This window comes from Ruegeria sp. YTSC106 (assembly GCF_059609765.1).
The window spans coordinates 404629-430852 of record NZ_JBXWMI010000003.1 but is presented as its reverse complement, the minus strand read 5'-3'; the positions used below and the strand labels follow the sequence as shown (position 1 = coordinate 430852).

General features: G+C 57.6%; 23 protein-coding genes and 2 tRNA genes. 11 read left to right on the top strand and 14 right to left on the bottom strand.

Annotated features, from left to right (window positions below):
• The first annotated feature begins 1 nt into the window (after position 1).
• Positions 2 to 76: transfer RNA gene (locus AC2FEB_RS06545), tRNA-Asn, on the top strand.
• A gap of 126 nt (positions 77 to 202) precedes the next feature.
• Positions 203 to 277, top strand: a tRNA-Asn gene (locus AC2FEB_RS06540).
• A 21-nt stretch (positions 278 to 298) separates the two neighbouring features.
• On the opposite strand, the gene AC2FEB_RS06535 is transcribed toward AC2FEB_RS06540, so the two are convergent.
• From AC2FEB_RS06535 to zwf, 4 genes are all read right to left on the bottom strand, one after another.
• Entirely contained in the window at positions 299 to 1918 is a 1620-nt protein-coding gene (locus AC2FEB_RS06535) for a long-chain-fatty-acid--CoA ligase (RefSeq protein ID WP_496676503.1), read from the bottom strand.
• Positions 1919 to 2103: 185 nt separating this feature from the next.
• The gene (gene pgi, locus AC2FEB_RS06530; RefSeq protein WP_117868816.1) at positions 2104 to 3708 is read right to left on the bottom strand and encodes a glucose-6-phosphate isomerase; all 1605 of its coding nucleotides are present in this window, start codon (positions 3706 to 3708) and stop codon (positions 2104 to 2106) included.
• Positions 3709 to 3712: 4 nt separating this feature from the next.
• Positions 3713 to 4384 carry a 6-phosphogluconolactonase gene (gene pgl / locus AC2FEB_RS06525; protein ID WP_496676426.1) on the bottom strand — a complete coding sequence of 224 codons (672 nt, stop codon included), beginning with the start codon at positions 4382 to 4384 and terminating at the stop codon, positions 3713 to 3715.
• Complete coding sequence (zwf, locus tag AC2FEB_RS06520) at positions 4381 to 5835, bottom strand: glucose-6-phosphate dehydrogenase (RefSeq protein ID WP_496883916.1); 1455 nt, start codon at positions 5833 to 5835, stop codon at positions 4381 to 4383. Before zwf ends, pgl begins: the two co-directional genes overlap by 4 nt.
• 163 nt (positions 5836 to 5998) lie before the next feature.
• Between zwf and AC2FEB_RS06515 the strand changes: the two genes are divergently transcribed.
• Positions 5999 to 6952 (top strand): radical SAM protein, encoded by a 954-nt coding sequence (locus AC2FEB_RS06515; RefSeq protein WP_496676431.1) that lies wholly within the window; start codon positions 5999 to 6001, stop codon positions 6950 to 6952.
• Here the strand turns inward: AC2FEB_RS06515 and AC2FEB_RS06510 are convergent, their stop codons facing one another.
• Positions 6953 to 7630, bottom strand: a complete 678-nt coding sequence (locus AC2FEB_RS06510; RefSeq protein WP_496676434.1) for a lipid-binding SYLF domain-containing protein — start codon at positions 7628 to 7630, stop codon at positions 6953 to 6955.
• A 101-nt stretch (positions 7631 to 7731) separates the two neighbouring features.
• Positions 7732 to 8001, bottom strand: a complete 270-nt coding sequence (locus AC2FEB_RS06505; RefSeq protein ID WP_299643075.1) for an usg protein — start codon at positions 7999 to 8001, stop codon at positions 7732 to 7734.
• 193 nt (positions 8002 to 8194) lie between these two features.
• On the opposite strand from AC2FEB_RS06505, the gene gyrA reads away from it, so the two are divergent.
• Entirely contained in the window at positions 8195 to 10921 is a 2727-nt protein-coding gene (gene gyrA / locus AC2FEB_RS06500; protein WP_496676437.1) for a DNA gyrase subunit A, read from the top strand.
• Between the two features lie 131 nt (positions 10922 to 11052).
• Complete coding sequence (gene trhA, locus AC2FEB_RS06495) at positions 11053 to 11715, top strand: PAQR family membrane homeostasis protein TrhA (RefSeq protein WP_117868810.1); 663 nt, start codon at positions 11053 to 11055, stop codon at positions 11713 to 11715.
• 156 nt (positions 11716 to 11871) lie between these two features.
• Here trhA and AC2FEB_RS06490 read toward each other — a convergent pair whose 3' ends face one another.
• From AC2FEB_RS06490 to AC2FEB_RS06475, 4 genes are all read right to left on the bottom strand, one after another.
• Positions 11872 to 12621, bottom strand: coding sequence for a CE1 family esterase (locus tag AC2FEB_RS06490; RefSeq protein WP_496761214.1), 750 nt, complete (start codon positions 12619 to 12621; stop codon positions 11872 to 11874).
• A gap of 149 nt (positions 12622 to 12770) precedes the next feature.
• Positions 12771 to 14240, bottom strand: coding sequence for a carboxypeptidase M32 (locus AC2FEB_RS06485; RefSeq protein ID WP_496676444.1), 1470 nt, complete (start codon positions 14238 to 14240; stop codon positions 12771 to 12773).
• A 1-nt stretch (position 14241) separates the two neighbouring features.
• Complete coding sequence (gene ctaA / locus AC2FEB_RS06480; protein WP_496676446.1) at positions 14242 to 15390, bottom strand: heme A synthase; 1149 nt, start codon at positions 15388 to 15390, stop codon at positions 14242 to 14244.
• A 59-nt stretch (positions 15391 to 15449) separates the two neighbouring features.
• Complete coding sequence (locus AC2FEB_RS06475) at positions 15450 to 16193, bottom strand: RNA methyltransferase (protein WP_117868805.1); 744 nt, start codon at positions 16191 to 16193, stop codon at positions 15450 to 15452.
• Between the two features lie 155 nt (positions 16194 to 16348).
• Between AC2FEB_RS06475 and AC2FEB_RS06470 the strand changes: the two genes are divergently transcribed.
• Positions 16349 to 16969: a thiamine phosphate synthase gene (locus AC2FEB_RS06470; RefSeq protein WP_299893696.1), complete on the top strand. Its 621-nt coding sequence runs from the start codon at positions 16349 to 16351 to the stop codon at positions 16967 to 16969.
• Here the strand turns inward: AC2FEB_RS06470 and AC2FEB_RS06465 are convergent.
• The gene (locus AC2FEB_RS06465; protein ID WP_496676449.1) at positions 16966 to 18108 is read right to left on the bottom strand and encodes a HupE/UreJ family protein; all 1143 of its coding nucleotides are present in this window, start codon (positions 18106 to 18108) and stop codon (positions 16966 to 16968) included. The two genes, AC2FEB_RS06470 and AC2FEB_RS06465, sit on opposite strands and share 4 nt — an antisense overlap.
• A gap of 171 nt (positions 18109 to 18279) precedes the next feature.
• On the opposite strand from AC2FEB_RS06465, the gene AC2FEB_RS06460 reads away from it, so the two are divergent.
• The 3 genes from AC2FEB_RS06460 (at position 18280) to AC2FEB_RS06450 (ending at position 20823) form a co-directional block, all read left to right on the top strand.
• Complete coding sequence (locus tag AC2FEB_RS06460) at positions 18280 to 19173, top strand: PfkB family carbohydrate kinase (RefSeq protein ID WP_299893700.1); 894 nt, start codon at positions 18280 to 18282, stop codon at positions 19171 to 19173.
• On the top strand, positions 19170 to 20081 hold the full coding sequence (locus AC2FEB_RS06455) for a pseudouridine-5'-phosphate glycosidase (RefSeq protein WP_496676452.1): 912 nt from the start codon (positions 19170 to 19172) through the stop codon (positions 20079 to 20081). Before AC2FEB_RS06460 ends, AC2FEB_RS06455 begins: the two co-directional genes overlap by 4 nt.
• 64 nt (positions 20082 to 20145) lie before the next feature.
• Complete coding sequence (locus AC2FEB_RS06450) at positions 20146 to 20823, top strand: DUF502 domain-containing protein (protein ID WP_117868800.1); 678 nt, start codon at positions 20146 to 20148, stop codon at positions 20821 to 20823.
• On the opposite strand, the gene AC2FEB_RS06445 is transcribed toward AC2FEB_RS06450, so the two are convergent.
• The gene (locus AC2FEB_RS06445; RefSeq protein ID WP_496676454.1) at positions 20824 to 21849 is read right to left on the bottom strand and encodes a patatin-like phospholipase family protein; all 1026 of its coding nucleotides are present in this window, start codon (positions 21847 to 21849) and stop codon (positions 20824 to 20826) included.
• A gap of 67 nt (positions 21850 to 21916) precedes the next feature.
• Positions 21917 to 22690 (bottom strand): 3-hydroxybutyrate dehydrogenase, encoded by a 774-nt coding sequence (locus tag AC2FEB_RS06440; RefSeq protein ID WP_496676456.1) that lies wholly within the window; start codon positions 22688 to 22690, stop codon positions 21917 to 21919.
• A gap of 298 nt (positions 22691 to 22988) precedes the next feature.
• On the opposite strand from AC2FEB_RS06440, the gene AC2FEB_RS06435 reads away from it, so the two are divergent.
• Both AC2FEB_RS06435 and AC2FEB_RS06430 read left to right on the top strand, forming a co-directional pair.
• Positions 22989 to 24806, top strand: a complete 1818-nt coding sequence (locus tag AC2FEB_RS06435) for an extracellular solute-binding protein (RefSeq protein ID WP_496676458.1) — start codon at positions 22989 to 22991, stop codon at positions 24804 to 24806.
• Between the two features lie 559 nt (positions 24807 to 25365).
• Entirely contained in the window at positions 25366 to 25605 is a 240-nt protein-coding gene (locus tag AC2FEB_RS06430; RefSeq protein WP_496676460.1) for a hypothetical protein, read from the top strand.
• Here the strand turns inward: AC2FEB_RS06430 and AC2FEB_RS06425 are convergent.
• Entirely contained in the window at positions 25594 to 26217 is a 624-nt protein-coding gene (locus tag AC2FEB_RS06425) for a helix-turn-helix domain-containing protein (RefSeq protein ID WP_117868795.1), read from the bottom strand. The genes AC2FEB_RS06430 and AC2FEB_RS06425 overlap by 12 nt on opposite strands.
• Positions 26218 to 26224 lie beyond the last annotated feature (7 nt).

Genomic DNA, 26224 nt, shown 5'->3' with positions numbered 1-26224 from the left:
TTCCGGCGTAGCTCAGCGGTAGAGCAGTTGACTGTTAATCAATTGGTCGTAGGTTCGATCCCTACCGCCGGAGCCAAATTCCCCCTCGTTCAGACCTTCAATGACGCCAAAAATCGCATCGGTTTCTGCTGGTTTTTTCGTCGAAAAAACACACGCCCCCCCTGGACGCCGGGAAACCGGATTGCTATACGGCGCGAACCGTTCCGGCGTAGCTCAGCGGTAGAGCAGTTGACTGTTAATCAATTGGTCGTAGGTTCGATCCCTACCGCCGGAGCCAATTCCCCAAAACGCAGCAGACCTACCCTGTCAGGGCATTCCCGAACTCTGCTCGCAGCTTGCGTTTCAAGACCTTTCCCGTTGCGCTCAGTGGCAGCGCATCAACAAAGACAACCTTGTCAGGAATCTGCCATTTGGCGATTTTGCCATCGAAAAAGGACAGCAAATCCTGTTCGCTAGGTTCTACTCCATCGGCTTTCACGGCAACCAGCAAGGGGCGTTCATCCCATTTCGGATGCGGAACACCGACCACGGCGGCCGTCGCAAGCTGGGGGTGGGCCACAGCGATGTTCTCAAGCTCGACCGAACTGATCCATTCCCCACCGGATTTGATGATGTCCTTGGATCTGTCGCGAATGGTCATGTAACCATCCGGGTCCAAAGTGGCCACATCCCCGGTCGCGAACCACCCATCCTGCAACAGATCCTGATCCTGCAACTGGAAGTAGCTGTCCAGAACCCAGTGGCCCCGCACCAGCAAGTCGCCCTGAGTTTCACCGTCATGCGGAAGATCATTCCCATCTTCGTCCACGATTTTCAACTCAACCCCAAAGGGCGGTCTTCCCTGGCTCAGGCGAATCTTGTGCTGTTCTTCCGGCGGCAGCTTCAGGTGTTTGGCCAATGGGTAATTCGTCGTGCCCAGCGGGCTCATCTCGCTCATGCCCCAGGCGTGAACCGTGTCAACGCCATAGGTTTCGCGGAACGTTTCGATCATCGACGGCGGACAGGCTGCGCCGCCAATAACAGTGCGATCAAGACTTTTGAGTTCGGTTCCGCATGCCGCGGCATGGGCCAGTAGACCCTGCCAGATGGTAGGCACGCCCATGGCCAGTGTCACGCCATAGGTATCGATCAGATTGACCAGCGCTTCACCATGTAAATCCGGTCCAGGCAACACAAGCCGCGATCCCGACATGGCGCAGGCGTAAGGCGACCCCCACGCGTTGACATGGAACATCGGCACAACAGGCATAACAACATCCATCGCAGAATACCCGATCACATCCCGTGTGTTCGATGCAAAACTGTGCAGCAGTGTTGACCTGTGAGAATACAACACGCCCTTTGGATTGCCCGTCGTTCCCGACGTATAGCACAGACCGCAGGCGGTTTTTTCATCCAGGTCGGGCCACTGGAAATTCGCATCTCCTGTCTGGATCAACTCGTCATAGAACTTCAGATCAGGAACCTGAGCCGCAGCCTCTTCATTGCGAGGCCCCATGAGGACAAAATGCTGAACCTCGGACAAAGCGTCATGCAGCGCGGCGATCAGCGGAATGAACGTCGCATCAAAGAACAGAACCCTGTCCTTGGCATGATTGATGATAAAGGTCAGCTGCTCGGGGAACAGGCGGGGATTGACCGTGTGACAGACATAGCCCGCGCCGGAAGTGGCAAAATAGATCTCAAGATGCCGCCGATTGTTCCAGGCCAGTGTCCCGATCCTGTCCTGCGGCTCCAGCCCCAGAGTCGTCAATGCCGACGCCATTCGTCGCGCATTCACTGCAATCTCGGACCAGTTGGTTTCAGTGACCGTTCCATCCGTTTCGACCGAGACAATCTCGGTCTGACCGTGATAGCGCTTTGCGTGTTCGATCAGCGACGAAATCAGCAGGGGCTGCGTCATCATCTGTCCCAGCATGGACATCCTCCCGTCCTTGGCGAGACCTTAGACGGCCTCTGCCTTTTCCACCTGACATTGACAGCTTGGGGCGTGACCCGATGCGTCAATCCAGTCGTTTCCTACGGAGGAACCCTGCCAATCATTTAATTGTCTGACAATAAAAGAATGCTGCCCACCAAGGTGACAGGCAGCATTTTCTGCCGTTAATCCCGGTGTTTCAGCGCATAGGCGACCAATGCAGCGGTTGATCCGTCTTTATCTTCAGCGCTCGCAACACCATCCACGACAGGCCCAAGAGAGTTGGCAAGCTCTTTGCCCAACTCCACCCCCCACTGATCAAAGGAATTGATGCCCAGCAGAACGCCTTCAACGAACACACGATGCTCATACAGCGCGATAATCTGCCCCAGAACGAACGGTGTAAGCTTCGGATACATCAGCGTTGTGGAAGGACGATTACCGGGAAATACCCGGTGTCGCGCCTGCCGATCAAGTTCGTCGCCATCAAGGCCTTTTTCCGCCATGCGTTCACGGGCTTCATCCAAAGAACGACCACGCATCAAAGCCTCTGACTGCGCCAGACAGTTGGCCAAAAGCAGGCGGTGATGGTGAATCAGCTCAGGTTCGTGCCCTTCGGCAGCGACCATGAATTCACAGGGTATGACATCCGTGCCCTGATGGATCAGCTGATAAAATGCATGTTGACCGTTGGTTCCCGGCTCACCCCAGACAACGGGCCCCGAAGGGACGGTCAGGGTTGATCCGTCCATCGCGACAGATTTGCCATTCGATTCCATTTCCAACTGCTGGAAATATGCAGGCAGGCGCAGCAGCCGCTGATCATAGGGCAGCACGGCCCGGCTGGAATAACCCAGAACCTGACGGTGCCAGATACCGACCAGCGCCAGTATCACAGGCATGTTTTCACCCCAATCCGCCGAACGGAAATGCAGATCCATCGCCTGCCCGCCGCGCAGAAACGCGTCAAATGCATTTGAACCGACGGCAATCATGACTGGCAATCCAACCGGCCCCCAGACCGAATAGCGCCCGCCCACCCAATCGGCGAAACCAAATACATGTGCCTCGGGGATGCCGAAAGCCTGCGTCTTGTCCAGCGCGCTGGATACGGCAGCAAACTGGCGGGACGGATCCCCCCCACCCTCAGACATCCAGGCGCGGGCCGTGCGCGCATTGGTCATCGTTTCGATCGTGGTGAATGTTTTCGACGCGACAATCACCAGCGTCCGTGTCGGGTCCAGCTGGCGCAACGTGTCTGCAATATGGGCCCCATCCACATTCGAGACGTAATGCACACGCGGACCATCGTGATACGGGGCCAGTGCGTGCGTGGCCATCACCGGGCCAAGGTCAGATCCTCCGATGCCGATATTCACCACATCGGTAAAACTGCCCCCTGCCCCTGCAATGGCGCCGCCGCGCACCTCCTCGGCAAAGACACGCATCCGATGCAGTGTGCCCAGAACCCCGGGCATAACATCCTGACCGTCCACCTCGATCGGCCCGCCATCAAGGTTGCGCAAGGCAGTGTGCAGCACCGCGCGCCCTTCGGTTTCGTTGATCTTCTTCCCGGCAAACATGGCGTCGCGCTGTGTCGCAAGCCCGGCTTCTTCGCACAATTGCAGCAGCGCCACGCGCACGTCTTCATCGATCTGTGTTTTCGAATAATCGAACAGCATATCCTTGGATGAGACTGAAAACGACCCGGCTCGGTTTGCATCCTCTGCGAACAGATCGACGATACGGCGTTCGGCCGTCGCAAGTGTCTTCAAAGCATTCAGCTGCATTGCCTCACTCCGCCCAATGAACCGTCACGCCACTGAGAACGGCGGCGATCGGTGCCTCTTCCGGTGGCATTGACATGGCTTTTTCCAAAACGTCTCGTTTTGCCTGCCCGTAGATGACCAGATGTTTCGACAAAGCCCCGTCCAGAACAGGGGCCGTCAAAGAAATCCGAGCTTCTGGCTGCACATCGGTCCGGGCGACGATCAAGGTTGGCGCTTGGCTGTCGAGAGCCTTGGCAAGCCCCTCCATTCCGGGGAACAACGAGGCCGTATGCATGTCTTCCCCCATCCCCAGGACCAGAACCGACAATGGCAGCACTGGCGCGATCAGCGATTCAACCTCGGGCAACGCCGCTTCAGGCTCTGTGCCCGGCACATAGAGTGGAATAAACTGCGCCACGGATGCCCGGCTGGTCAGCAGTCTCTCCCGGATCAGGCGTTCGTTCGAACGTTCATGATCAGCCGGTACGCAGCGCTCATCCGTGGGCAGAACGCGTACGCGGTCCCATTCAAGATCAGCGGCGCACAGACTGTCAAAAATCGGCCCCGGCGTTGTCCCGCCGGGGACGGCCAACGCAACCGTGTCGTTGTGCAACAAAGCGGCTTCAAGCTCACCCACCAACGCGTTTGCCACATCGATCGCAAGCATTTCCCGATCGGCATATTCCTGAATGTTCATGGCTTTATTCCTTGCCAGCGGCGACCGTCGCGTTTCATCAGCAGCTCTGCGTCGCCAGGCCCTGTGCTGCCGCTGTCATAAGGTTTGGGCACGTCCCCACGCGCCAGCCATCCGGCGATGATCGGATCGGTCCAGGCCCATGCGGCCTCGACCTCGTCTCCACGCATGAACAGCGTCTGGTTACCCCGGATCACGTCCATAACGAGACGTTCGTAAGCATCTGGCGGGTCCTGGTTTTCCGGCCCCAGCGCTTCGGCAAAACTCATATCCAAAGGCACGTCGATCAAACGCATCCCGCCCGGCCCTGGTTCCTTGATCGTCACTTTCAGTGTGATCCCCTCATTGGGTTGCAATCGGATCGACAACGCATTGGCGTGACGCCCGGCTTCTTCCCCGAAAATCGAATGCGGTGCGTCCTTGAACATCACGTTGATAATCGAAGAGCGCGCCACCAACCGTTTACCCGTACGCAAATAAATCGGCGTACCCGCCCATCGCCAATTGCTGACATGCGCCTTCAGCGCCACGTAGCTTTCGGTGGTCGAGCGTGGATTGCCAACACATTCACGGTATCCCGGTCCGTCCGGCCCCTCCGAAAACTGGCCGCGCACGATGTGATGCGGTTCCACAGGATCAAGCGCCCGGATCACCTTGAGCTTTTCATCCCGTACCGCGTCCGGATCGAACTTTGCCGGGGGTTCCATGGCAATCAGACACAGCAGCTGCATCAGGTGGTTTTGCACCATGTCACGCATCGCACCCGCGCGCTCATAGTATTCTTCGCGCCCTTCGATACCGACGGTTTCCGCAACCGTGATCTGAATGTGGTCTACATACTGGCTGTTCCACAGCGGTTCGAACAACATATTGCCAAACCGTACCGCCATCAGGTTCTGGACGGTTTCCTTGCCCAGATAATGATCGATCCGGTAAATCTGGCTTTCATCAAAATGCGCAGCGAGTGTGGCATTCAGCTCTCGCGCACTGTTCAGATCATGCCCAAACGGCTTTTCCACCACAATGCGCGTCTCTTCCGTCGCCAGATCATAAGCCCGGACACGCTCGGCCAGGGGTCCAAACAGACTGGGGCCGACCGAGAAATAGAACGCGCGAACGCGGTTGGGTGAGAGTTTTTCACCCAGCACATCCCATCCTGCGTCTGACATAGCATCCAGCGGGACATAATCGACCCGCTGCAGGAAACGGGACAGTGCCTGCGAATCCGCGGCCCGGACCGCGGCATGCTGGTGAAGCGACTTTGTGACCATCCGTCGGAAATCATCAGCGGAATGGCCCGCACGCGCTGCTGCGATAATCTTCGCATCTTCATGCCATTGCCCGGCGCAAAAGCGACGGTAAAGCGCAGGCAGGATCTTGCGCTGCGCCAGATCGCCGGTGCCACCGAAAATAATCAGATCAAAGGGATCAACTGGTATGACGCGTGAAACCATGAGTTGTCCTTACCTCGCCCCTTCCGGCATGTCCAATGTTAGCGCAACCATATACCGAGAAATCACACTAATCAAAACTCTGTCAGAACCGCTGCGTCACCCTTACCAAATCGGCGGCGAAGGGCTAGATCAGAACGACGACCTCAAAGAACCGGATGCGGGAATGAAAGACAACGCCCCTCAGCTTGCCAATATCGGCAAGTTTCAAAACAAATCGGTGACAGCTGACGGACAGGCCCGCGCAACGGTTTCCCTGACACGCCCCGAAACCCTTTGGTTCAATACAGGCACGTTGTGCAATATCGAATGTGTGAGTTGCTACATAGCCAGCAGCCCGACCAATGATGCTTTGGTTTACATCACGGCTGACGAGGTTCGTGATTACCTGGATCAAATCGAAGCTCGCAATTGGCCCGTGCGCGAGATCGGGTTCACGGGTGGTGAGCCGTTCATGAACCCGGAAATGATTGACATGACACGCGCCGCGCTGGAACGAGGATACGAGGTTCTGATCCTGACCAACGCAATGGCTCCGATGATGCGCCGTAAAATGCGCGAAGGCTTGCTGGGGTTGCAAAAGGAATTCAACCAAATGTTGACTCTGCGCATTTCGGTCGATCACTTCCGCCCGGCCCTGCACGATGAAGAGCGCGGCGAGGGCAGTTTCGACAAAACCTTGGCCGGGATGGAGTGGTTGCGCGACCACGGTTTCAACATGGCCATCGCCGGACGCACCGTCTGGGGAGATTCAGAGGCGGAAAGCCGTACGGGTTATGCCAAGTTCATTGCCGAGCACGGATTCGATATTGACCCGCAAAACCCGGCTCGGACCGTTCTGTTCCCCGAAATGGACGAAACTGTTGAAGTCCCCGAAATCACCACGGCTTGCTGGGGAATTCTGGGCAAATCCCCCAACGACGTCATGTGCGCCAGCGCACGTATGGTGGTCAAACGCAAGGGGGCCGAAAAACCTGCTGTCCTGGCCTGCACCCTACTGCCCTACGAGCCGGAGTTCGAGTTGGGTCATACCCTTGCCGAGGCCGAGTCGGACGTGCATCTGAACCACCCTCATTGCGCCAAGTTCTGTGTCCTGGGCGGCGCCAGCTGTTCTGGCTGATCAGTTCAGCTCGGGCGATTTCCAGAACTTGGTGCCCGACGCGCCGGCCGATACGCGCCACCCCTTTTTGTTGAGAACAAAGAACGAGCGCCCATCGGTAAAGCGCAGGGTTTCGCCGGTTTTATCCTCGCCATACATGGCCCCTGTTTCTGCGGTCGCGTCGTAACCCTGGCTGATGAACTTATCCAGATCAGCAGGGGTTTCGAACAGGATCACGAATTTGGTCTCGAAACCGCCGATGCCGATGGCACCGCCAACACCGCCTGTCCCCATGTTCATATACGTATGCTGTCCGGTGTCTTTCGACACTGCTACGCCACGGCCATAGCCCGCCGACACGGGAAACACTGTCACCTTACGAGAATCGAACACCGCATATCCGGCACTGATGTCATACAGGGCCTGCGCCTCGGGGTTCTCCGTCAGAAGCTGATCCAGAATTTCGCCTGCCATCGCGTCAAGCTTGGCGCGCGTTTCCTCCGGTGTTGCCTCATTGGACAGCAATTCTGATGTTGAATCGATGGTCTCATCGACGGCGGCGGCACCTTTGTCGATCGTGTTCCCGACGCTCTCGGCGCCTTTCTTGATCTTGTCCAGAACACCTTCTGCAAAAACAGGGTGGTTCACGCAAAGCGCTGCAGCAATAAGCGCCGCAGCAAAGAGAAAGGTTCTTGTCATGATTTGTTTTCCTGTGACACCAACAGATTGGCTGCCACCATACGCGACTTGCCTCAAATGAGAACGGGATTTCCGACGTTCAGGCAAACTTAGCCGACCGCTCAGTTCACGCGAAACTCACCGACCATGTTGCGCCACTCACCCGGCGCAATCATCTTGCGGTGAGTGAATTTGACAGAATGCAGCGGCCCTTCGATCTCTCGCTGCCAAAACTCGATGAATTCGAACAGCTTGGGATGATCCGGCGCAAGGTCATATTCCTGCCAGATGAAGGTATTCAGGACGTGGATATAATCGGGCATATGGTAGAAAAATTCAGCCGTTGTCAGACCATAGCCCTTGAGCATCAATTCTGTTTCGCTTGCCTTCATGCAGACCTCCGGTTTGTTGCAAGATGTCTTCAGGTTAGCACGAAAACTTCCTAATTCTTAGATAACAATATGTTACTTGGGTGTTACCGAGGATTTCAGCCTCAGGAAACGCTGCTTGCTTGCACCTTATGTGCCGGGTCTGATAAGGTGCATCCACAAGATATAGACCCAGCACAATATACGGGCAGTTTACGTGAGCGATACGCCAGAAATTCCTGAAAACATGGACGAAACCCCGCCCGAGCGCCCTGTCTACGACGGCCCGACGGTCTCCATCGAATCCGAGATGCGCACCTCCTACCTGGACTATGCCATGTCGGTCATCGTCAGCCGCGCGATCCCCGATCTGCGTGATGGGCTGAAACCGGTTCACCGCCGCATCCTGTATGCGATGCACGAAACCGGAAACACCCACGACAAATCTTATCGCAAATCGGCCCGTCCGGTTGGCGATGTGATGGGTAAATACCACCCACACGGTGACAGCGCGATCTATGACGCGTTGGTGCGGATGGCACAGGATTTCTCGATGTCGCTGCCCTTGCTGGATGGACAGGGCAACTTTGGCTCGATGGACGGCGACAACCCGGCGGCCATGCGATATACCGAAGTGCGAATGGACAAGCCCGCAAGCGCCCTGCTGGCGGATATCGAAAAAGAAACGGTCGATTTTCAGGACAACTACGATGGCAAGGACCGGGAACCGACCGTCTTGCCCGCCCGTTTCCCAAACATGCTCGTCAACGGTGCCGGTGGTATCGCCGTGGGTATGGCGACCAACATTCCGCCGCACAATCTGGGCGAAGTGGTCGATGCCACGCTGGCACTGATCGACGACCCGGACCTGACGTCAGAACAACTGATCGAATATGTCCCCGGTCCAGATTTCCCGACCGGCGCCGTTATGCTGGGACGGTCCGGCGCGCGCAAAGCGTATCTTGAGGGGCGCGGCAGCGTCATCATCCGCTCTAAGACCCGCGTCGAAGAGATCCGTAAAGACCGTTACGCCATTGTGGTTGATGAGATTCCCTATCAGGTGAACAAGGCCGCGATGATCGAAAAGATCGCCGAAGCCGTGCGCGAGAAACGCATCGAAGGCGTCAGTCACGTACAGGATGAGTCCGACCGCAACGGTGTTCGTGTCGTAGTGGAACTGAAACGGGATGCCACGCCTGAAGTGGTGCTGAACCAACTTTTCCGCTTCTCGCCGATGCAGACTTCGTTCGGCTGCAACATGCTGGCGCTGAATGGTGGCCGACCCGAGCAACTGACACTGCGCCGGTTCCTGACCTCGTTTATCGACTTCCGCGAGGATGTTGTCGCGCGACGTACCGCATACGACCTGCGCAAGGCCCGCGAACGTAGCCACATTCTGTGTGGTCTGGCCGTGGCGGTATCCAACGTCGATGAAGTGGTCGCGACGATCCGTTCGTCGGCAGATGCGGCTGAAGCACGCGAAAAGCTGATGACCCGCCGCTGGCCCGCATCCGAGATCGAAAGCTATCTGCGCCTGATCGACGATCCGCTGTCCAAGATGAACGACGACGGAACCTACAACCTGACCGAGGTTCAGGCCCGCGCAATCCTTGATCTTCGACTGCAACGGCTGACCCAAATTGGCGTCAAAGAAGTCACCGACGAGCTGGAAGAACTGGCTGGTAAGATCAAGGAATACCTTGATATTCTGTCTTCACGCGAACGCATCATGAGCATCATTGCTGATGAACTGCGCAGCGTACGCGAGCAATTTGCAGTACCACGCCGCACCGAGATCGTCGACTGGTCCGGCGACATGGAAGACGAAGACCTGATTGAACGTGAAGACATGGTCGTGACCGTCACCTCGGGCGGCTACATCAAGCGAACCCCGCTGGCTGATTTCCGAGCGCAGAAACGCGGTGGCAAGGGTCTTTCGGGGATGCAGACCAAGGAAGAGGATGTTGTTACCAACCTCTTCGTGGCGAACACGCATACCCAACTGCTGTTCTTCACCACAGAAGGCATGGTCTACAAACTCAAGACCTGGCGCTTGCCGCAGTCCAGTCGTACCGGCAAGGGCAAGGCGATCGTCAATATCCTGCCGATCCCAACCGGGGTTTCCATCGCCGCGATCATGCCTGTCGATGTGCCGGATGAAGAGTGGGAGAACCTTCAGATCATCTTCGCCACCAGCGCGGGTGACGTGCGCCGCAACCGCCTGTCGGATTTCACCAACGTCCGCCGAAACGGCAAGATCGCAATGAAACTGCCTGAAGGCGTGGAACTGGTGAATGCGCGCATCTGTTCGGAAGATGAAGACGTGATGCTTGTGACCAACTCAGGTCGGGCCATCCGCTTCCGGACTACGGATGTGCGCGTCTTCAACTCGCGCGAGTCGACCGGTGTGCGTGGCATCAAACTGAGCAACGGCGACCGCGTGGTCTCGATGTCGGTGATCCGCCACTTCGAAGCTGACTCAGACGAGCGTGCCGCGTACCTCAAGATGCGCCGCGCCGTAGCCGGTGTCACCGACGATGGTGAGACGGACGATGAAGAAGGCAATGCCGACAGCCTGCTGCCGCAGGAGCGGTACGCCGAGATGTCAGCGGCGGAAAACCTGATCCTGACCATCACTGCCGGCGGTGCGGGCAAGCTGAGTTCCAGTCACGACTACCCTGTCCGCGGACGAGGCGGCATGGGTGTTGCCGCGATGGACAAGGCGATGCGCGGCGGAGAACTGGTGGCTTCTTTCCCGGTTGAACTCGACGACCAGATCATGCTGGCGACATCCAAAGGCCAATCGATCCGGGTTCCGGTGGAAGGTATTTCCTTCCGCTCCCGCTCGGCAGGTGGCGTGAAAGTCTTCAATACCGGAAAGGGCGAAGTGGTCGTCAGCGTTGCCTGGATCGCTGATCAGGGTGATGAGGAAACCGAAGAATAACCCTCACGCTCAATTACGGATCTGAAACAAAACGCTCGCTCTGCGGGCGTTTTGTCATTCTGGATCACGATATCGACAACTCTCGGGATGATCCGCTTGCCCGAAGCCATTCTGCCGCCTAGCTTTTTCTTATGTGGTCATTTGCGCATATCCGACCAGCTTACAGTCGCACGGAACGTATCAGCGACGGGGTGGTCCATGTGCTCGGTGTCTCAAGTGCGTTGGTTGCCGTACCACTTCTGATCACAATGACCATCTATTACCGGTATGATCAATCTGCGGTTCTGGGTGCCTCTGTTTACGGGGTGACGCTGATACTCATGCTCACGTTTTCCGCCTTGTATAACATGGTCGAAAACGAGGAATGGCGCGGGTTCCTGCAGCGCCTCGATCATTCCGGCATCTACGTCAAGATCGCAGGGACCTACACACCGTTTCTACTGTTGTCCGGTGCTCAGCCCCCGGGGCTATTACTCGGATTGTGGTCTTCGGCAACACTTGGGTCGGTTCTCAAGATGCTGGACCCAAACCGGTTCCGCTGGTTCGGGCTTGCGCTATACCTATTGATGGGTTGGGCGGTGGTCTGGGCCGGGCAATCCATGTTGGCAGACCTGTCGCCTACGATCGTTACACTGATGATTGCCGGAGGGCTCGTGTACACGGCAGGGGTCGCCTTCTACCTGCTGGACTGGCTGCCGTTCCACAACACGATCTGGCATGTATTTGTGCTGCTGGGCAGCGTTTTGTTCTTTGCAGCGGTCGCGGCGCGAATTGAACTGTTTCAGGTCGTTTAGGTTAACCTGTGCGTATTTGTTCGGGAAAAAGTTTACGTAAAACGAAAGTTGGCGACGCCCGAAAATAGTATTCCGCGTGAAGCCGTAGACCCAATGCGCACCATGTCCCGCGACCACCTCTCCATACTCACCTGACGAGTTTTGCGTTGGAAGCCCCTATTCCAAAGCATTCACCGTCTCAAACCAGTCAAGCATCAGATCGCTCCAGCCACGTGGAACGCCATGTCCGGCCTCATAGCCGATCACCGAAATGTTCGAGCCGGTTTTACAACCGCTTAGAATGCGCTGATCATGGCTATCTGTCTCAACAACTTCATCCTTTTGGCAGCCTGCAGAAGATGCGAGCCTTAACGTAGCCTCAACTGCACCCATATATCCCGGATCAGACCACGAAGATCCGGAACCGGCGAATGGAATAACCGTGTCGTCATAACCATGGCTATAGAACATATCGAAATCGAAGTCCGCTGAAGCACAATCCCCAGGCTGGCCACGCACCGGTGTTCCAGCAATAGGAGCGAAAGCTTTTAGACGTGGGTCAATATCTGCACAGGCAAGATACCAAGCGAACGATCCGCCTCGGGAATGGCCAGTGGTTACGATCTGCGCCGGATCAACGGGGAATCGCGCTAACACGTCCTCAAGCATATTGGCAATGAACTCAAAATCATCCCGGCCATAATATGCGTCATTCCAAACCCACCCTGTGCCCGGGCCGTTTCGGTATTCAATTTCCAGCGCGGTCGGAGCGACGATGGCATACCCGCGCTCCAGTATCGGCTTGACCAGAAATGTACTCTGAATCACCCGCTGCCCCGTTCCCTGCGATCCATGAAGAAAGATCACGGCCGGAAATGGTCCTTCGCCCTTCGGAATCAATACGCTGTATTGCCGCCCGGAAACCATACATGGGGCACCCAAGCCGCCACATTCCTGTGCTTGGTACAGATGTGAAAAACTATCCGCATGTCGCGCTGGTTTGAGCGCTAAAACCAAAGCCATTGCCGCAATGCAAAGAGCAAGGAGCCTTACCATTCGGTTGCCGTTCCGTGCTGTCACAGCCTATAAATCGCCCTGAACTTCTGTTCCAGATACCCCAGCAAAGGCTCTGGCCCCGGCTCAACCCCACTGGCGCGTTGGATGATCTCGCGCGGGGCGTAAAGCCCGCCGTGTTGCTGGACGTGTTCACGCAGCCAGCCTGTCGCGCCAGAAGTGTCACCTTCTGCCAGTTGCGCGTCCAGATCGGGCACGCCGCCACGCAGGGCCTGATACAGGCATCCTGCATAGACGTTGCCCAACGAATAAGTCGGGAAGTAACCAAACAGACCGACAGACCAATGCACGTCCTGCAAACAGCCGTTCGAGGGTTTGTCGACCGCATAGCCGAAGTCAGCCTTGAAGCGGTCGTTCCACGCCGCCTCAAGTTCGCTGACCTGCAAGTCTCCGGCCATCAGCGCGCGCTCAAGATCGAAGCGTAGCATGATATGCAGGTTGTATTGCACTTCATCGGCTTCGGTGCGGATATAGCCATTATGAACCCGGTTGACGGTGGCATAGAACGCGTCGGCATCGGCAATTCCGAAATCGCCGAATGCGTCCTGCATCTGACCGAACAACCAGCCTGTAAACGCGCGCGAGCGACCCAGCTGGTTTTCATAAATCCGGCTTTGGCTTTCATGCACACCCATGGACACGCCGCTCCCCAGTGGCGTCAGCAGATAGTCGCGGTCAATCCCCTGTTCATAGGCGGCGTGACCGACCTCATGAATAGTGGAATAGAAGCAGTTGAACGGGTCGGTTTCGCTGGTCCGCGTGGTGATGCGTACATCCAGACCAGAGCCCGAGCTGAACGGGTGAACCGCCTTGTCGACACGGCCGTTGTTGAGGTCATAGCCAAAAGTCGTTGCTAGCTTTCGCGTCAGCTGCATCTGGGTCAGTTCGTCAAAGCTGCCTGTCAGCGCAGCAGGTTCCGGACGATCCAGAACCGCGGCGCGCAAGGCCACCAGACGTGGGCGCATCTCATCAAAGATGGCCGCAATCTGGGCGCCGGTCGTGTAAGGCTCGTAATCCTCGACCATCGCGTCATAGACATCTCCACCCTGCGCCAGCGCCTCGCCTTCCTGACGTTTGAGGGACACGACCTCTTCCAGAACCAGCAGGAACGCCGAGACATCTTCGTCCGCCCGCGCCTGCGCCCAGGTTCCCTGTGCGGCGGACGTAATTCGGGCAATCGCCGTAGCCAGATCGGCAGGCACCTTGACCGCCCGATCATAGGCGCGCCGGATTTCGCGCAGTTGCGCCTTACCGACTTCATCCTGTGGGGCAGCCTGATCCAGCCACTCTGCAACGCGTGAATCCGATCGGCGCGCATGAAGGACCGCCTCGATAGCCGCCATTTCTTCGGCGCGTTGAGGAGCAGCCCCGCGCGGCATGACGGTTTCCTGGTCCCAGCCGAGCCGACCCGCGATCTGGCCCAATGCTGAGGTTTCACGCTGAAAGGCCATCAATTCGTTGAAAGCGGTCATATTATGTTACTCCGCGCAGAGATGTTGCGATTGGGTAAGCCGTGAGGAACCGAGCGCGCAGGATCAGGGTCCAGACAACGACGGCCATGAACTGGTGGAAGATCGCTATCTGCCATGGGGCGCCGTAGACGACCGTCACGATGCCGACGACGACCTGCAAAGACAGCGCTGCGAATGCCGCATTGAAGGCAAAGCGCGTTTGAGGATGCGCACTGGCACCACCACGTCGCCACACGACAATGGCAAAGATAAACAGCAGGTAACCGGCACAGCGGTGAATGAACTGCACCAGTCCGGGGCTTTCAAAGAAGTTTCGCCACACCGGCTCCAACGCAGTGGCATCCGGTGGCAACAATTGCCCCCCAATCAACGGCCAGTCGGTGTAAGACCTCCCGGCGTCGATCCCGGCGACCAGCGCGCCGATGAGTATTTGCAAAAAAGCGAAATGCATCAGGCCAGTCGCAAGCGAGAACAGTTTTGCCTCTTTGGCACGACGCGCCTGCATCAGGTCACGTTCATCGCGGCCAAGCTCAAAGATATACCACGCCAGGAAGCCCAGAATCACGAAGGCTAGCCCCAGATGCGTGGCCAGACGATAGCTGGCAACGGCTGTCATGCCCTCGCCCTGCGTCACGCCCGAGGCGACCATCCACCAACCGACCGCGCCCTGAACGCCGCCCAACAGGCCCGGGATCAGCAGCTTGCCGGTCCAACCCGTGGGTACCTTGCGCGCGACAAGAAAGCCAAAGAACCCGATGGCCCAGACCAGCCCGATCACGCGGCCCAATTGGCGGTGGCCCCATTCCCACCAGTAGATAGTTTTGAAGTCACTCAGCTCCATCCACTGGTTCTGGATGCGCCACTGGTCAATCTGCTTGTATTTGTCGAATTCAGCCTGCCAGTCCGCGTCGGTCATTGGCGGGATGGCTCCGGTGATTGGGCGCCATTCGGTGATCGAAAGACCGCTGTCGGTCAGGCGCGTCAGGCCTCCGACTGCGATCATCGCGACGACCAAGGCAAACAGGATCATCAGCCAAACGCGGATCGCCTTGCGTGCGCCGCCGCGCGCCCGGTCGATCATACCGGGTTGAACCGCCTGTTGTTTTTCGGTGTCCGTGACCTCTTCGAAGATGCTGCGCTTACCGCTCATGCTGTCCTCATGTCCTGATTTCGTCGCAAGCTAGGGTGTGGCGGAAGATAGGTCCAGCCTCAGCCTTTGTCTTTCCAGCGGACCATCTGCCGCATGATCCCGTGCAGCATCTGCACATCGGCCCGCGTCATCCGCATCCGCGACCACAGATTGCGCAGGTTGGTTTTCATGCCCTCGGCCTTTTCGGGGGGATAGAAGAACCCGGCCTCTTCCAACCGGTCCTCGTAGTGCTCGACCAGTTTTTCAACCTCGATCCCCGTGGCCCAGTCACCTTTGCCCAGATCTGTAGATTCATGCACCACGTCGCCAGTCTGGCGCATCCACTCATAAGCGGTCAGCAAAACGCATTGGCCCAGGTTCAGCGACGCGTATTCCGGGTTCACCGGCACCGAGATGATTGCGTTTGCCTTGGCGATGTCTTCGTTCTCCAACCCCGCACGTTCGGGGCCGAACAGAACCGCAACCTTTTCGCCCGCCGCGACTTTTTCAGCAGCGATCTGCATGGCGCGCTCGGGGCTGTAGACGGGTTTCGTCAGCCCGCGTTGCCGTGCAGTGGTGGCGAAGACAAAGGTGCTGTCGGCCAGCGATCCGGCCAGATCGTGAAACAGCAGTGCTTCATCCAGCAACCGGCCTGCACCGCTGGACATCGCCACTGCCTTGGGGTTTGGCCAGCCGTCACGGGGCGCCACGATGCGCATTCGGTCCAGTCCAAAGTTCCACATTGCCCGGGCAGCAGCACCGATATTCTCACCCATCTGCGGGCGAACAAGCACGAAGGAAGGCTGGGATTTGTCGCTTGGCATGGTTCACCTTATGAAAGCTTGGCCTGCTGTAATCGGCAGGCACTTGCAGGGCAAGTCGCTGGGGGTGTTATTTGCGCGGCCTCAGCCATAAAAGTTTGCTTCCCCGCCGCAATCCGCTAAACCGCGCCAAAGACTGAAACCCGAAGGACGCGCCCATGGACACCCCCGAGCAGCCGCAGATTTACCTGATAACGCCTCCTACGATCGAGCTGAGCACGTTCCCCGGCAAACTGGCATCGGTTCTGGACGGGGCCGAGATCGCCTGCATCCGCCTGGCGCTGGCTGGCAATGACGAAGACACCATCGCTCGTGCCGCTGATGCCTGCCGCGAAGTGGCCCACGCCCGCGACGTGGCCATCGTGATCTCGAACCACGTGCTGCTGGCGCAACGTCTAGGGCTGGACGGGGTGCATCTGGACGACGGCGCACGCTCGGTCCGCGCCGCGCGCAAGGAACTGGGCACCGATGCGATTGTCGGCAGCTTCTGCGGCGCGTCCAGCCATGACGGCATGACGGCGGGCGAACACGGCGCGGATTACGTGGCCTTCGGGCCCGTCGGAACCGCCACGTTGGGGGACGGAACCCGCGCCGACAAGGATCTGTTCCAATGGTGGTCCCAGATGATCGAGGTCCCGGTCGTGGCCGAAGGCAGTCTGACGCCCGAGCTGATCCGTGATCTGTCCCCCTGCACCGATTTCTTCGGTATCGGCGACGAAATCTGGGGCAGCGACGACCCGCTGGGCGCGCTGGACACGCTGCTGGCGGCGATGTCTTAAGCCAGCAACCAGGGTTCAGCCATCCAATACACGCCGATTCCGGCGATCAGCATCGAGGCCAGAACCGAAATCCGGCCTCGTGTTCTGTGTGACCCGCCAGCAACCAAAAGCGCGCAGGCAAAGGTCAGGACAGCCACAAGGATGACCGGCAGTGAATTTCCGACGCCAAACCCAAAAACAGCCGCGACCAGATGATCGGGCGGCACCCCGATCCTTGTCAAATCCGAAGCCAGTGCCAATCCTTGAACACAACCTGCGGCAAGCACAGCCAACAGTCGCCAGACCTGCAAGTGCCGGGCCACCAGGTTCCATAGCGCGAGAATTATGATCGAGGCCACCAACGTCTGGTCCTGCACATTTTCTGGCACGTCCAGCGCGCCGTACATGCCCAACCCGAGCCCGATAAAAACTCCTGCTGCCAAAAACGCCACCTGAGACACCACAGGCCGCAGGCTCAGTGTCAGCACTACGAGTGTCAGAACAACGATGGATGGCTTGAGGGGGCTTTGAACAAAACGGCTGATCCCCTTTGCGAAATACGTCTGCAGTGTCTGCTCTGTTGTCAGCGATGCCCCGCCCTGCAACGGGATCAGTGGGCTGATTTCTCCGGCAGTCAGAAACCCTGTATACGGGGCCATCACGTTTTGCTGACGAAGAACGACTGACCCGCTGTACTGCGGCCAGGTCAGGCGCAGATTCGATGCATGATCCGGCAAACGTGCAGTCAACAACAACCTGGAAACACGCACTTTTTCCGTGTCGCCCACCACCGGAATACGCACACCTTCATAAGACAGGTCCAGGCGATCAGGCGCTTCGACCACGAGGCTTTGCTTCCAGACCTGAACAAAGTCTCTGATCTGCGGCTCCAGTTCCGACGACACCTTCCGCCGCAGAGATCGGTACTGTGTATCGTCAGAATAGGTTTCTGGCTGTGTCGGGTCGGCCCCGGCCAGCATCGACTCGGCATTCAATTTCACCTCCAGAAACAGCGTGTCAGCTTTGACCCAGAAATCGACAACTGTCGGTGGGGCGGTTTGTGCCTTAACAGTTCCAGGAAGCACAGTCAGAAGAACAATAATACTCAGGGCGCAGGTTTTGAGGACTCGAAGGATGGCACGGAAGGCAGGGCCATTCATACGAAACGCTCCAACAGGAAAATCAAATCACCAATCATTGCTCTCGATTGTTCCCGCGAAGGCCACGGATCGCAAGCCCAAAGGAAACATCAGCCCCGGCAGATCGGGAATCTCTTATAGCGATAACGTTCCGGCTTGCACGGGCACCATCGCTGCGGCATGACATCCCGTATGACTCAGAACACCAATATCCTGTGCATCGGCTCGGTCCTGTGGGACGTCATCGGTCGATCGGCCAGCGCCATGAGGCAAGGCTCGGACGTGCCGGGCCGGATCACCCGCCTGCCCGGCGGCGTTGCGATGAACATCGCCATGACACTGGTACGCTTTGGCATGACGCCCACCCTGCTGACTGCCATTGGCCGCGACCCAGAAGGTGACGAACTGGTTCACGCCTGTTCGCGCCTCGGCATGGTGACGGATCACATCTATCGTTCGCAGGATTTGCCGACTGACCGCTACATGGCTGTCGAAGGTGCGAACGGGTTGATCGCGGCGATTGCCGACGCGCATTCGCTGGAAGCCGCTGGCGCAAAGATACTACGCCCCTTGATGCACGGGCCATTGGGCTACGAAAACACACCGTTTGAAGGCCCAATCGCACTCGACGGCAATCTGACACTGGACCTGCTTGAAGAGATTGCTCAAAGCCCTGCTTTCTCTCGCGCTGATCTTCGCGTGGCCCCGGCCTCGCCCGGCAAAGCCGAACGGTTGCTACCCTTCCTGAAACACGCACGCGCAACGCTTTACGTGAATCTCGAAGAGGCCGGCATCCTGTGTCAGCGCGAGTTCACCGACTCCGAATCCGCAGCTAAGGGCCTGCTGGATCGTGGCGCGCTGCGCGCTCTGGTCACCGATGGCGGCAATTCAGCCACCGTCGGGAGCTCTGATGATATCCTGACACAAACACCCCCTGCCGTTCTGGTCACACGCGTGACCGGCGCCGGGGACACTTTCATGGCGGCCCATATCGCCTCAGAATCCGGCGGTGCATCCAGTGACGAGGCTATGGCCCGCGCCCTGCACGCCGCTGCAACCTACGTTTCCGGAGAAACCCCACTGTGATCGACATTCAATACTCAGCCGAGGTCAGCGCCGCCAAGGACGCGGGCCTGCCCATCGTTGCGCTGGAAAGCACCATCATCACCCATGGGATGCCCTACCCGCAGAACATCGAAGTCGCGTCACAGGTCGAACAGGACATCCGAGATGAGGGTGCGGTTCCTGCGACAATGGCCGTGATCGAAGGCAAATTGCATGTTGGGCTGGAGCAGGATCAGCTGCAATGGCTGGGTCAGGCCCAGGGTGTCGCCAAGATCTCGCGCGCGGACATGGCAGCGTGCATCTCGACCGGTGGCACCGGGGCCACCACCGTTGCGGCCACGATGATCGCCGCGCATTATGCCGGGATCGAGGTTTTTGCCACCGGCGGTATCGGCGGCGTGCATCAGGGGGCCGAGACCACGTTCGACATCTCTGCCGATCTGCACGAGCTTGGGCATACTCCGGTGACTGTCGTCGCAGCCGGGGCGAAAGCCATCCTCGACCTCGCCAAAACGCTTGAGGTTCTGGAAACGCTGGGCGTGCCTGTGATTGCACATGGTCAGGACGAGTTTCCTGCGTTCTGGTCGGCAAAGTCACCCTTTGCCGCGCCCCTTCGTATGGACAGTGCCGACGCCATCGCCAAAGCCCACTCCACCCGCCGCGCGCTGGGTCTGCCCGGCGGGCAGTTGGTGGCAAATCCGATCCCGGCCGCTGATCAGATCCCGTCCGAGGAACTGGCCCCGATCATCGCCGAGGCTCAGTCAGATGCGGATGCCCATCGTATCACCGGCAAAGCCGTGACCCCCTATCTGCTGCAACGAATCTTTGAAAAGACCGAAGGCCGGTCCTTGGTCGCCAATATCGCCCTTGTTCGAAACAATGCACGGTTGGCGGCAAAGATCGCGCAAGCGCTGGTCAAACAGAGGTGACGTTAACCTATTGTACCAAGGCCGTGGATTGACTACCTAATTCCGGAAACCATTCGGAACCACCATGAATACACCGTTCGACGAAGAACCTCACCGCCGCCCAGGCATGCTTTCACGGCTGCGCGCGTCCTTTCTGACGGGCGTCGTTGTCATTGCGCCTGTCTGGTTGACGGTCTGGCTGATCTGGTCGGTGGTCGGCTGGATCGATAGCGCGGTTCTTCCACTGGTGCCACACCAGTTCCAGCCAGAACAGTACGTGGGCATCAACCTGCGCGGTGTGGGCGTGGTCATCTTCCTGATCTTCACCATTCTGGTCGGCTGGATCGCCAAGGGTATTCTGGGCCGTTCCCTGATCCACTTCGCCGAAAGTGTTGTTGACCGGATGCCCGTCGTGCGCTCGGTCTATTCCGGGATCAAACAGATTTCGGAAACGGTGTTTGCCCAGACTGAGCGTTCTTTTGAAAAAGCCTGCCTGATCCAGTACCCGCGTCGCGGGATCTGGGCCATCGGCTTTGTCTCCACCAGCGCCAAGGGTGAGGTAAGCGAACGTGCCGAAACCGGCGGAGAGCTGCTGAGCGTATTCGTACCCACGACGCCCAACCCGACGTCGGGGTTTCTGTTGTTCTTCCCCGCAGAAGACGTGATCTTGCTGGATATGAGCATCGAAGACGCAGCCAAACTGGTGATTTCAGCGGGGCTTGTCTATCCGAATGGAAAAGATCCGACCCAGCCACCCGAGTAATCAGCTGAACATCGCAGGCAGATCAATTGTGCTGGTCTGCCCCAAATCGTCCTTGTGTTTGGCAAGAAAACCGTCCGCGGCGTCCCGTCCGGCCTGTTTCAGCTTATGCAGAATGACCGGATTGGGCACGGTCTTGGTGGCAACAGACAGGCTGTTCATCAACTCGTTATCTGCAATCATGTGAACCAGAACGCGGCTCATCTCTCCGGAGGTCAGCTTGCCCTCTTTCAGCAACCGTTGGACAAAGCTGATCGCCCGCAACTCGCGAAACAGGGATGAGTTGAAGCTGATCTCGTTGATCCGGTTCTGAATTTGCTGCGGTGTGACCGGAACTTCGTCGCGCTCCAGCGGATTGATGTTCACGATCACCACGTCATCCGGCAAATCATCGTTGAACAGCGGATAGAGAGCCGGATTGCCGGTATACCCGCCGTCCCAATAGGCTTCGGTCCGGTTTGTTTTCGGATCAAAAATCTCAACCGCCTTGAACAGGGTCGGTAAACAGGCCGAGGCCAGGATAGCGTCCGTGCTGATCTCGTCGCCGGTAAAGACGCGGATCTTGCCGCTGCGTACGCAAGTGGCACACACGAAAAGGCGCGGGCCTTCTTCCGCGCAAATCTCGTCAAAATTGAACCTGTCCACCACCGGTTCCAGCGGGTTGCTGTAGAACGGCCCATACGCATAGGGCGACACCATTCGCGACCACGCATCCCCGATTGAAAACGGTACCGAATATTCCATCGCCTGCGCAATGGTCGCCGGTTCCAGGCCGCGAAACCAGTTGGCGAAACGCATGTCGCCAATCGCGCCCATGCGCTGCCACAACCCGTCCAGGCGCGCCCGCGCTCCTTCGCGCCCTGAATGAACCATTCCCGACTTGTACGCTGCTGCGTTCAGTGCCCCTGCGGAAGTTCCGGTGATGGCAGCGACCTCGATGTCTTCCTCATCCAGCAGCCGGTCAAGCACACCCCAGGTGAACGCGCCATGCGCGCCACCCCCCTGCAAAGCCAGATTGATCCGTTTCACGTCGCTGCCCCTTCGTCTCTGCAAAAGAATGCTTCGGGGGAATGGGGGCAATGGCCCCCTTTAAACCTCAAAGTGCTGTCCAGCCACCATCGACTGAAATTGTGGTTCCGGTGATCTGAGCCGCCGCGTCCGAACACAGGAAGATAGTCGTTCCACCCAATTGCTCGACGGTGGCGAACTCCTTGGAGGGTTGCCGTTCCAAAAGAATGTTCTTCACCACATCCTCGCGGCTCATGTTGTATTCTTTCATCGTGTCGGGGATCTGCGCCTCGACCAGCGGCGTCAGAACGTAGCCCGGGCAGATGGCATTGCAGGTGATCGGTTCCTGCGCGGTTTCCAGCGCTACGGTCTTGGTCATTCCCACCACGCCGTGCTTGGCCGCAACATATGCCGCCTTGTAAGGGGATGCCGTCAGACCATGGGCCGAGGCGATGTTCACCACCCGCCCCCAACCCGCCTTGCGCATCATCGGCAACGCAGCGGCTGTGGTGTGAAAGGCCGAGTTCATGTTGATTGCGATAATCGCGTCCCATTTTTCAACCGGGAACTTATCGATCGGAGAGACATGCTGAATACCAGCATTGTTCACCAGAATATCACAGGACCCCGCCTGTTCAATCAGTGATCGGCATTCCTCGCCCTTGGACATGTCGGCCTTGATGTAGCGCGCATTGGTTCCGGTCTCTTTCGCAATCTCTGCGGCAAGCGCATGATCTTCATCGCGATCCGTAAAGGAATTCAGAACCACATCGGCACCCGCCTTGGCCAGCTCGCGCGCTACGCCCAGCCCGATGCCCGAATTTGATCCCGTGATGATTGCCGTTTTACCGGACAGGCTCATGTCCATTCTCCCTCAAGCGTTAATCAGGCGCACCATGCCATGCTGCACCTGCAAAGAAAACGGGGAAACACATCAGATTGGAATCCCGGCCTGAGACTTCGCGACGCACAAAAAAACGCCCGCACGAAGCGGGCGTTAAGTTATTGAGGCAGGTTTCATACAGGCAAGAAACCTATCGAGCAGTGCAACCTTTATAAGCAATTCTGCGCCTTGGTCCAAGCTAAAAGTTTGATAATAAGAAAAATCATCACTACGATGATCTCCAACAAAATAAGGCCAGAGCAGGATTGTTTCCAAAATGAGCCCGGAATTTCTCCGTCCGTTTCGATCACTTGCGGCGGGAATCGCCAGCATTTTCGTGATGTCTGTCGCCCATGCAGAATCGTCTCATGGCATAGCTATGTACGGGGACCCGGCCCTACCACCGGATTTTGTGTCTCTCCCCTATGCGAACCCGGATGCGCCCAAAGGTGGCAAAGCTGTTTTCGGAAACACGGGCGGCTTTAACAGTCTGAACCCGTTTTTGCAAAAAGGCACTTCGCCATGGCAATTGCCTTTCTGGACCCATGAAAGCCTGATGGGGCGATCCTGGGACGAACCTTTCACACTTTACGGGCTGTTAGCCGAATCAGTTGAGACCGATCCAGACCGGTCCTGGGTCGAATTCACCCTGCGGGAAGAGGCGCGTTTTTCCGACGGCAGCCCGGTCACGATCGATGATGTGATCTGGTCTTACGAGACTTTGGGCACGCAGGGGCATCTGCGCTATCGCGGTCTTTGGGGCAAGATCGACGACATCGAACAAACAGGCCCGCGCTCGGTGCGGATCACGTTCAATGAACCCGATCGAGAGCTTGCGCTGCTGGCAGGGATGCGTCCGATCCTGCAAAAGGCACAATGGGAGGGAAAGGACTTCGCTGACGCGCAACTGCATGATGTGCCGATTGGAACCGGCCCTTATGTGATCGATGGCTACGAAGCGGGACGCTACGTGAATCTGCGACGCAATCCGGACTATTGGGGGAACGACATTCCGTTTCGCCGCGGCACCATGAACCTTGATGAGCTGCGGATCGAATTCTACGGCGACGGCAGCGTCTTGTTCGAAGCCTTCAAGGCCGGAGAGTTGTCAGCCGTCCGTGAATTCAATGCCGACAAATGGGACACCCAATACAACTTTCCCGCTGTGCAGCGGGGTGATGTGATCAAAACTGAAATTCCGCATGGAAAACCTTCGGGAATGACCGGGTTCGTGATGAATACACGAAAGGCCCCGTTCGACGACTGGCGTGTGCGCGAAGCGCTGATGCTTGCCTTCAATTTTGAGTTCATCAACGACACGGTAACCGGTGGCGCCCAACCAAGGATCACGTCTTATTTCTCGGGGTCCGACCTTGCCATGCAGCCCGGCCCGGCCCAAGGGCAGGTAAAAGAACTGTTGCTTCCTTACGCTGACATCCTGTTGCCAGGCACGCTGGAAGGGTATGAGCTGCCGAAGGGTGACGGGTCGGCCCGGAATCGGGCAAACCTTCGCGAGGCCACCAAGCTTTTGACCGAGGCAGGTTGGACCGTTCAGGACGGCGCACTGCGCAACGGAAATGGTGATGCCTTTCAGGTGACTTTCCTGCTTCAACAGGGCGACAGCGAGATGGCAACAGTGGTCGAGATCTATTCCCGCGCGCTGGAACGTCTTGGCATTCAGGTCACGACGGAACAAGTCGACAATGCCCAATATGTCGGACGCACCTCTGAACTGGACTTTGACGTCACGACATTCCGCCGGGCGCTTTCTCTGTCTCCTGGCAACGAACAGCGTCTTTATTGGGGCAGCGAGACTGCTGATGCCCCCGGCACACGCAACCTGATGGGCGTATCCTCGCCCGCAGTTGACGCAATGATCGATGCCATGCTCGCCTCAAAAACCCGCGAGGACTTCACCGATGCCACCCGCGCGCTGGACCGGGTACTGACAGCAGGCCGCTATGTCATCCCGATCTGGAGCTTTGACATCGGACGAATTGCGCATGTCAAGGAACTGATGCACCCGAAAACCCTGCCCATCTATGGTGACGGTCCGCAATACATGCCAGAAGTGTGGTGGTACGACGCCCGGTAGAGGCGTGATCCCAGGGCCAGCCGATGGGTATGTGATCCCGGCGGGTTTTTCCAAGCGGGCATTCCGAACGTCAGAAGCTCGAAGTTTCAGCTGTTCTGTACAATCTGCGGTCAGGAAGTTTCCATCAGTCGGCAAAATTCGGCACATTGCCGCGTCATACAAGATATCGTTTGATCGCACCCAAACCGCCGTACTGGGCCGCCAACACAATCACCACCGGGTGATCCCGCAGGAAACGCCCTCAAACAGTTTTACTCATCTAGAAAAACCTGTATATAAATGGCATATTTAGTCGTCATAGATAGCTGGTGCCAGCCCAAGATCCCGGACTTCCCCGGACAATCGGACGCTGGGAACCAAAGAACAACCGGGCCCGCCACCACTCACACCAAATGTAGGCCCGTCGCCCCGCTGCGGATACTTCGCAGCGGGCTCAATTCCCCCCAAAAAAGGCGCGGCCTCAGGATGCGACATTTTGTCATGTCTTTCGTTACGGCACCCCGTTCGTACTCTGATGTGGGGGAGAGCAGTCCTAATCGTTGCTAAGGGAAGCTCATTGATGATGAACTGGACCGATCTTACAAAAGACTGGAGCGCGGCCAGCGAACGCGCAAAGCGGCGTTTTCCGAACTTGCGTGACAAAGACATGATGCGCGTGTTGAAGGATCGAAAAGGATTTGAAGCCTATTTGGCCGAACGTCACCAACTTACAATGAATGAGGCGCATGAGGAGGTCGAAGACTTCCTGTTCACCGAAGGGCTGAACCGTGAATTCAGCAGTGCCGCTTTAAGCAAGTGATGTGACCCAAAGGATAGTCGCGTCTTCGTCACTGACGGAAATCACATTGTGGCCCATGCTGCCGTCGTAATAGGCGCTGTCGCCCCTGCGCATCTCCACCGGCTCATAAAACTCGGTGTAAAGCTTGACGACACCGGTCAGTACATACATGAACTCTTCTCCGTCATGGCGCACCCAGCCGTCAAATTCCTCCATTGATCTCGCGCGGACCCGCGCGCGATAGGGCAGCATTTGTTTCTTGGTCAGGGTTTCGGCCAGCAACTCATGTTCATAAGTGGTTGTGGCGTGCGCCGTGCCGTCGCCTAGACGGGTTATCGCCATACGCCCGATCACCTGATCGCGCTGGGGCGGCGTGAAAAGCTGCGGAACCGAAATCTCCAATCCAGTCGCAAGCTTCTTGAGCGCGTCGTAGGTCGGCGACATCTGCCCGTTTTCGATCTTGCTGAGGGTCGAACGTGCCAAACCGGCCTGACTGGCGGCTTGCTCCAATGTCCATTCCCGTGCTTTGCGCAGCTCTCTCACACGCGCGCCAAGGTCCAACGGTTCAACTTCGGTGTGTTCGCCAGAGTTGCGGGCAATTCGGATCAGAGATTTGGGATCTTGAGTGCTCATGCCCCTT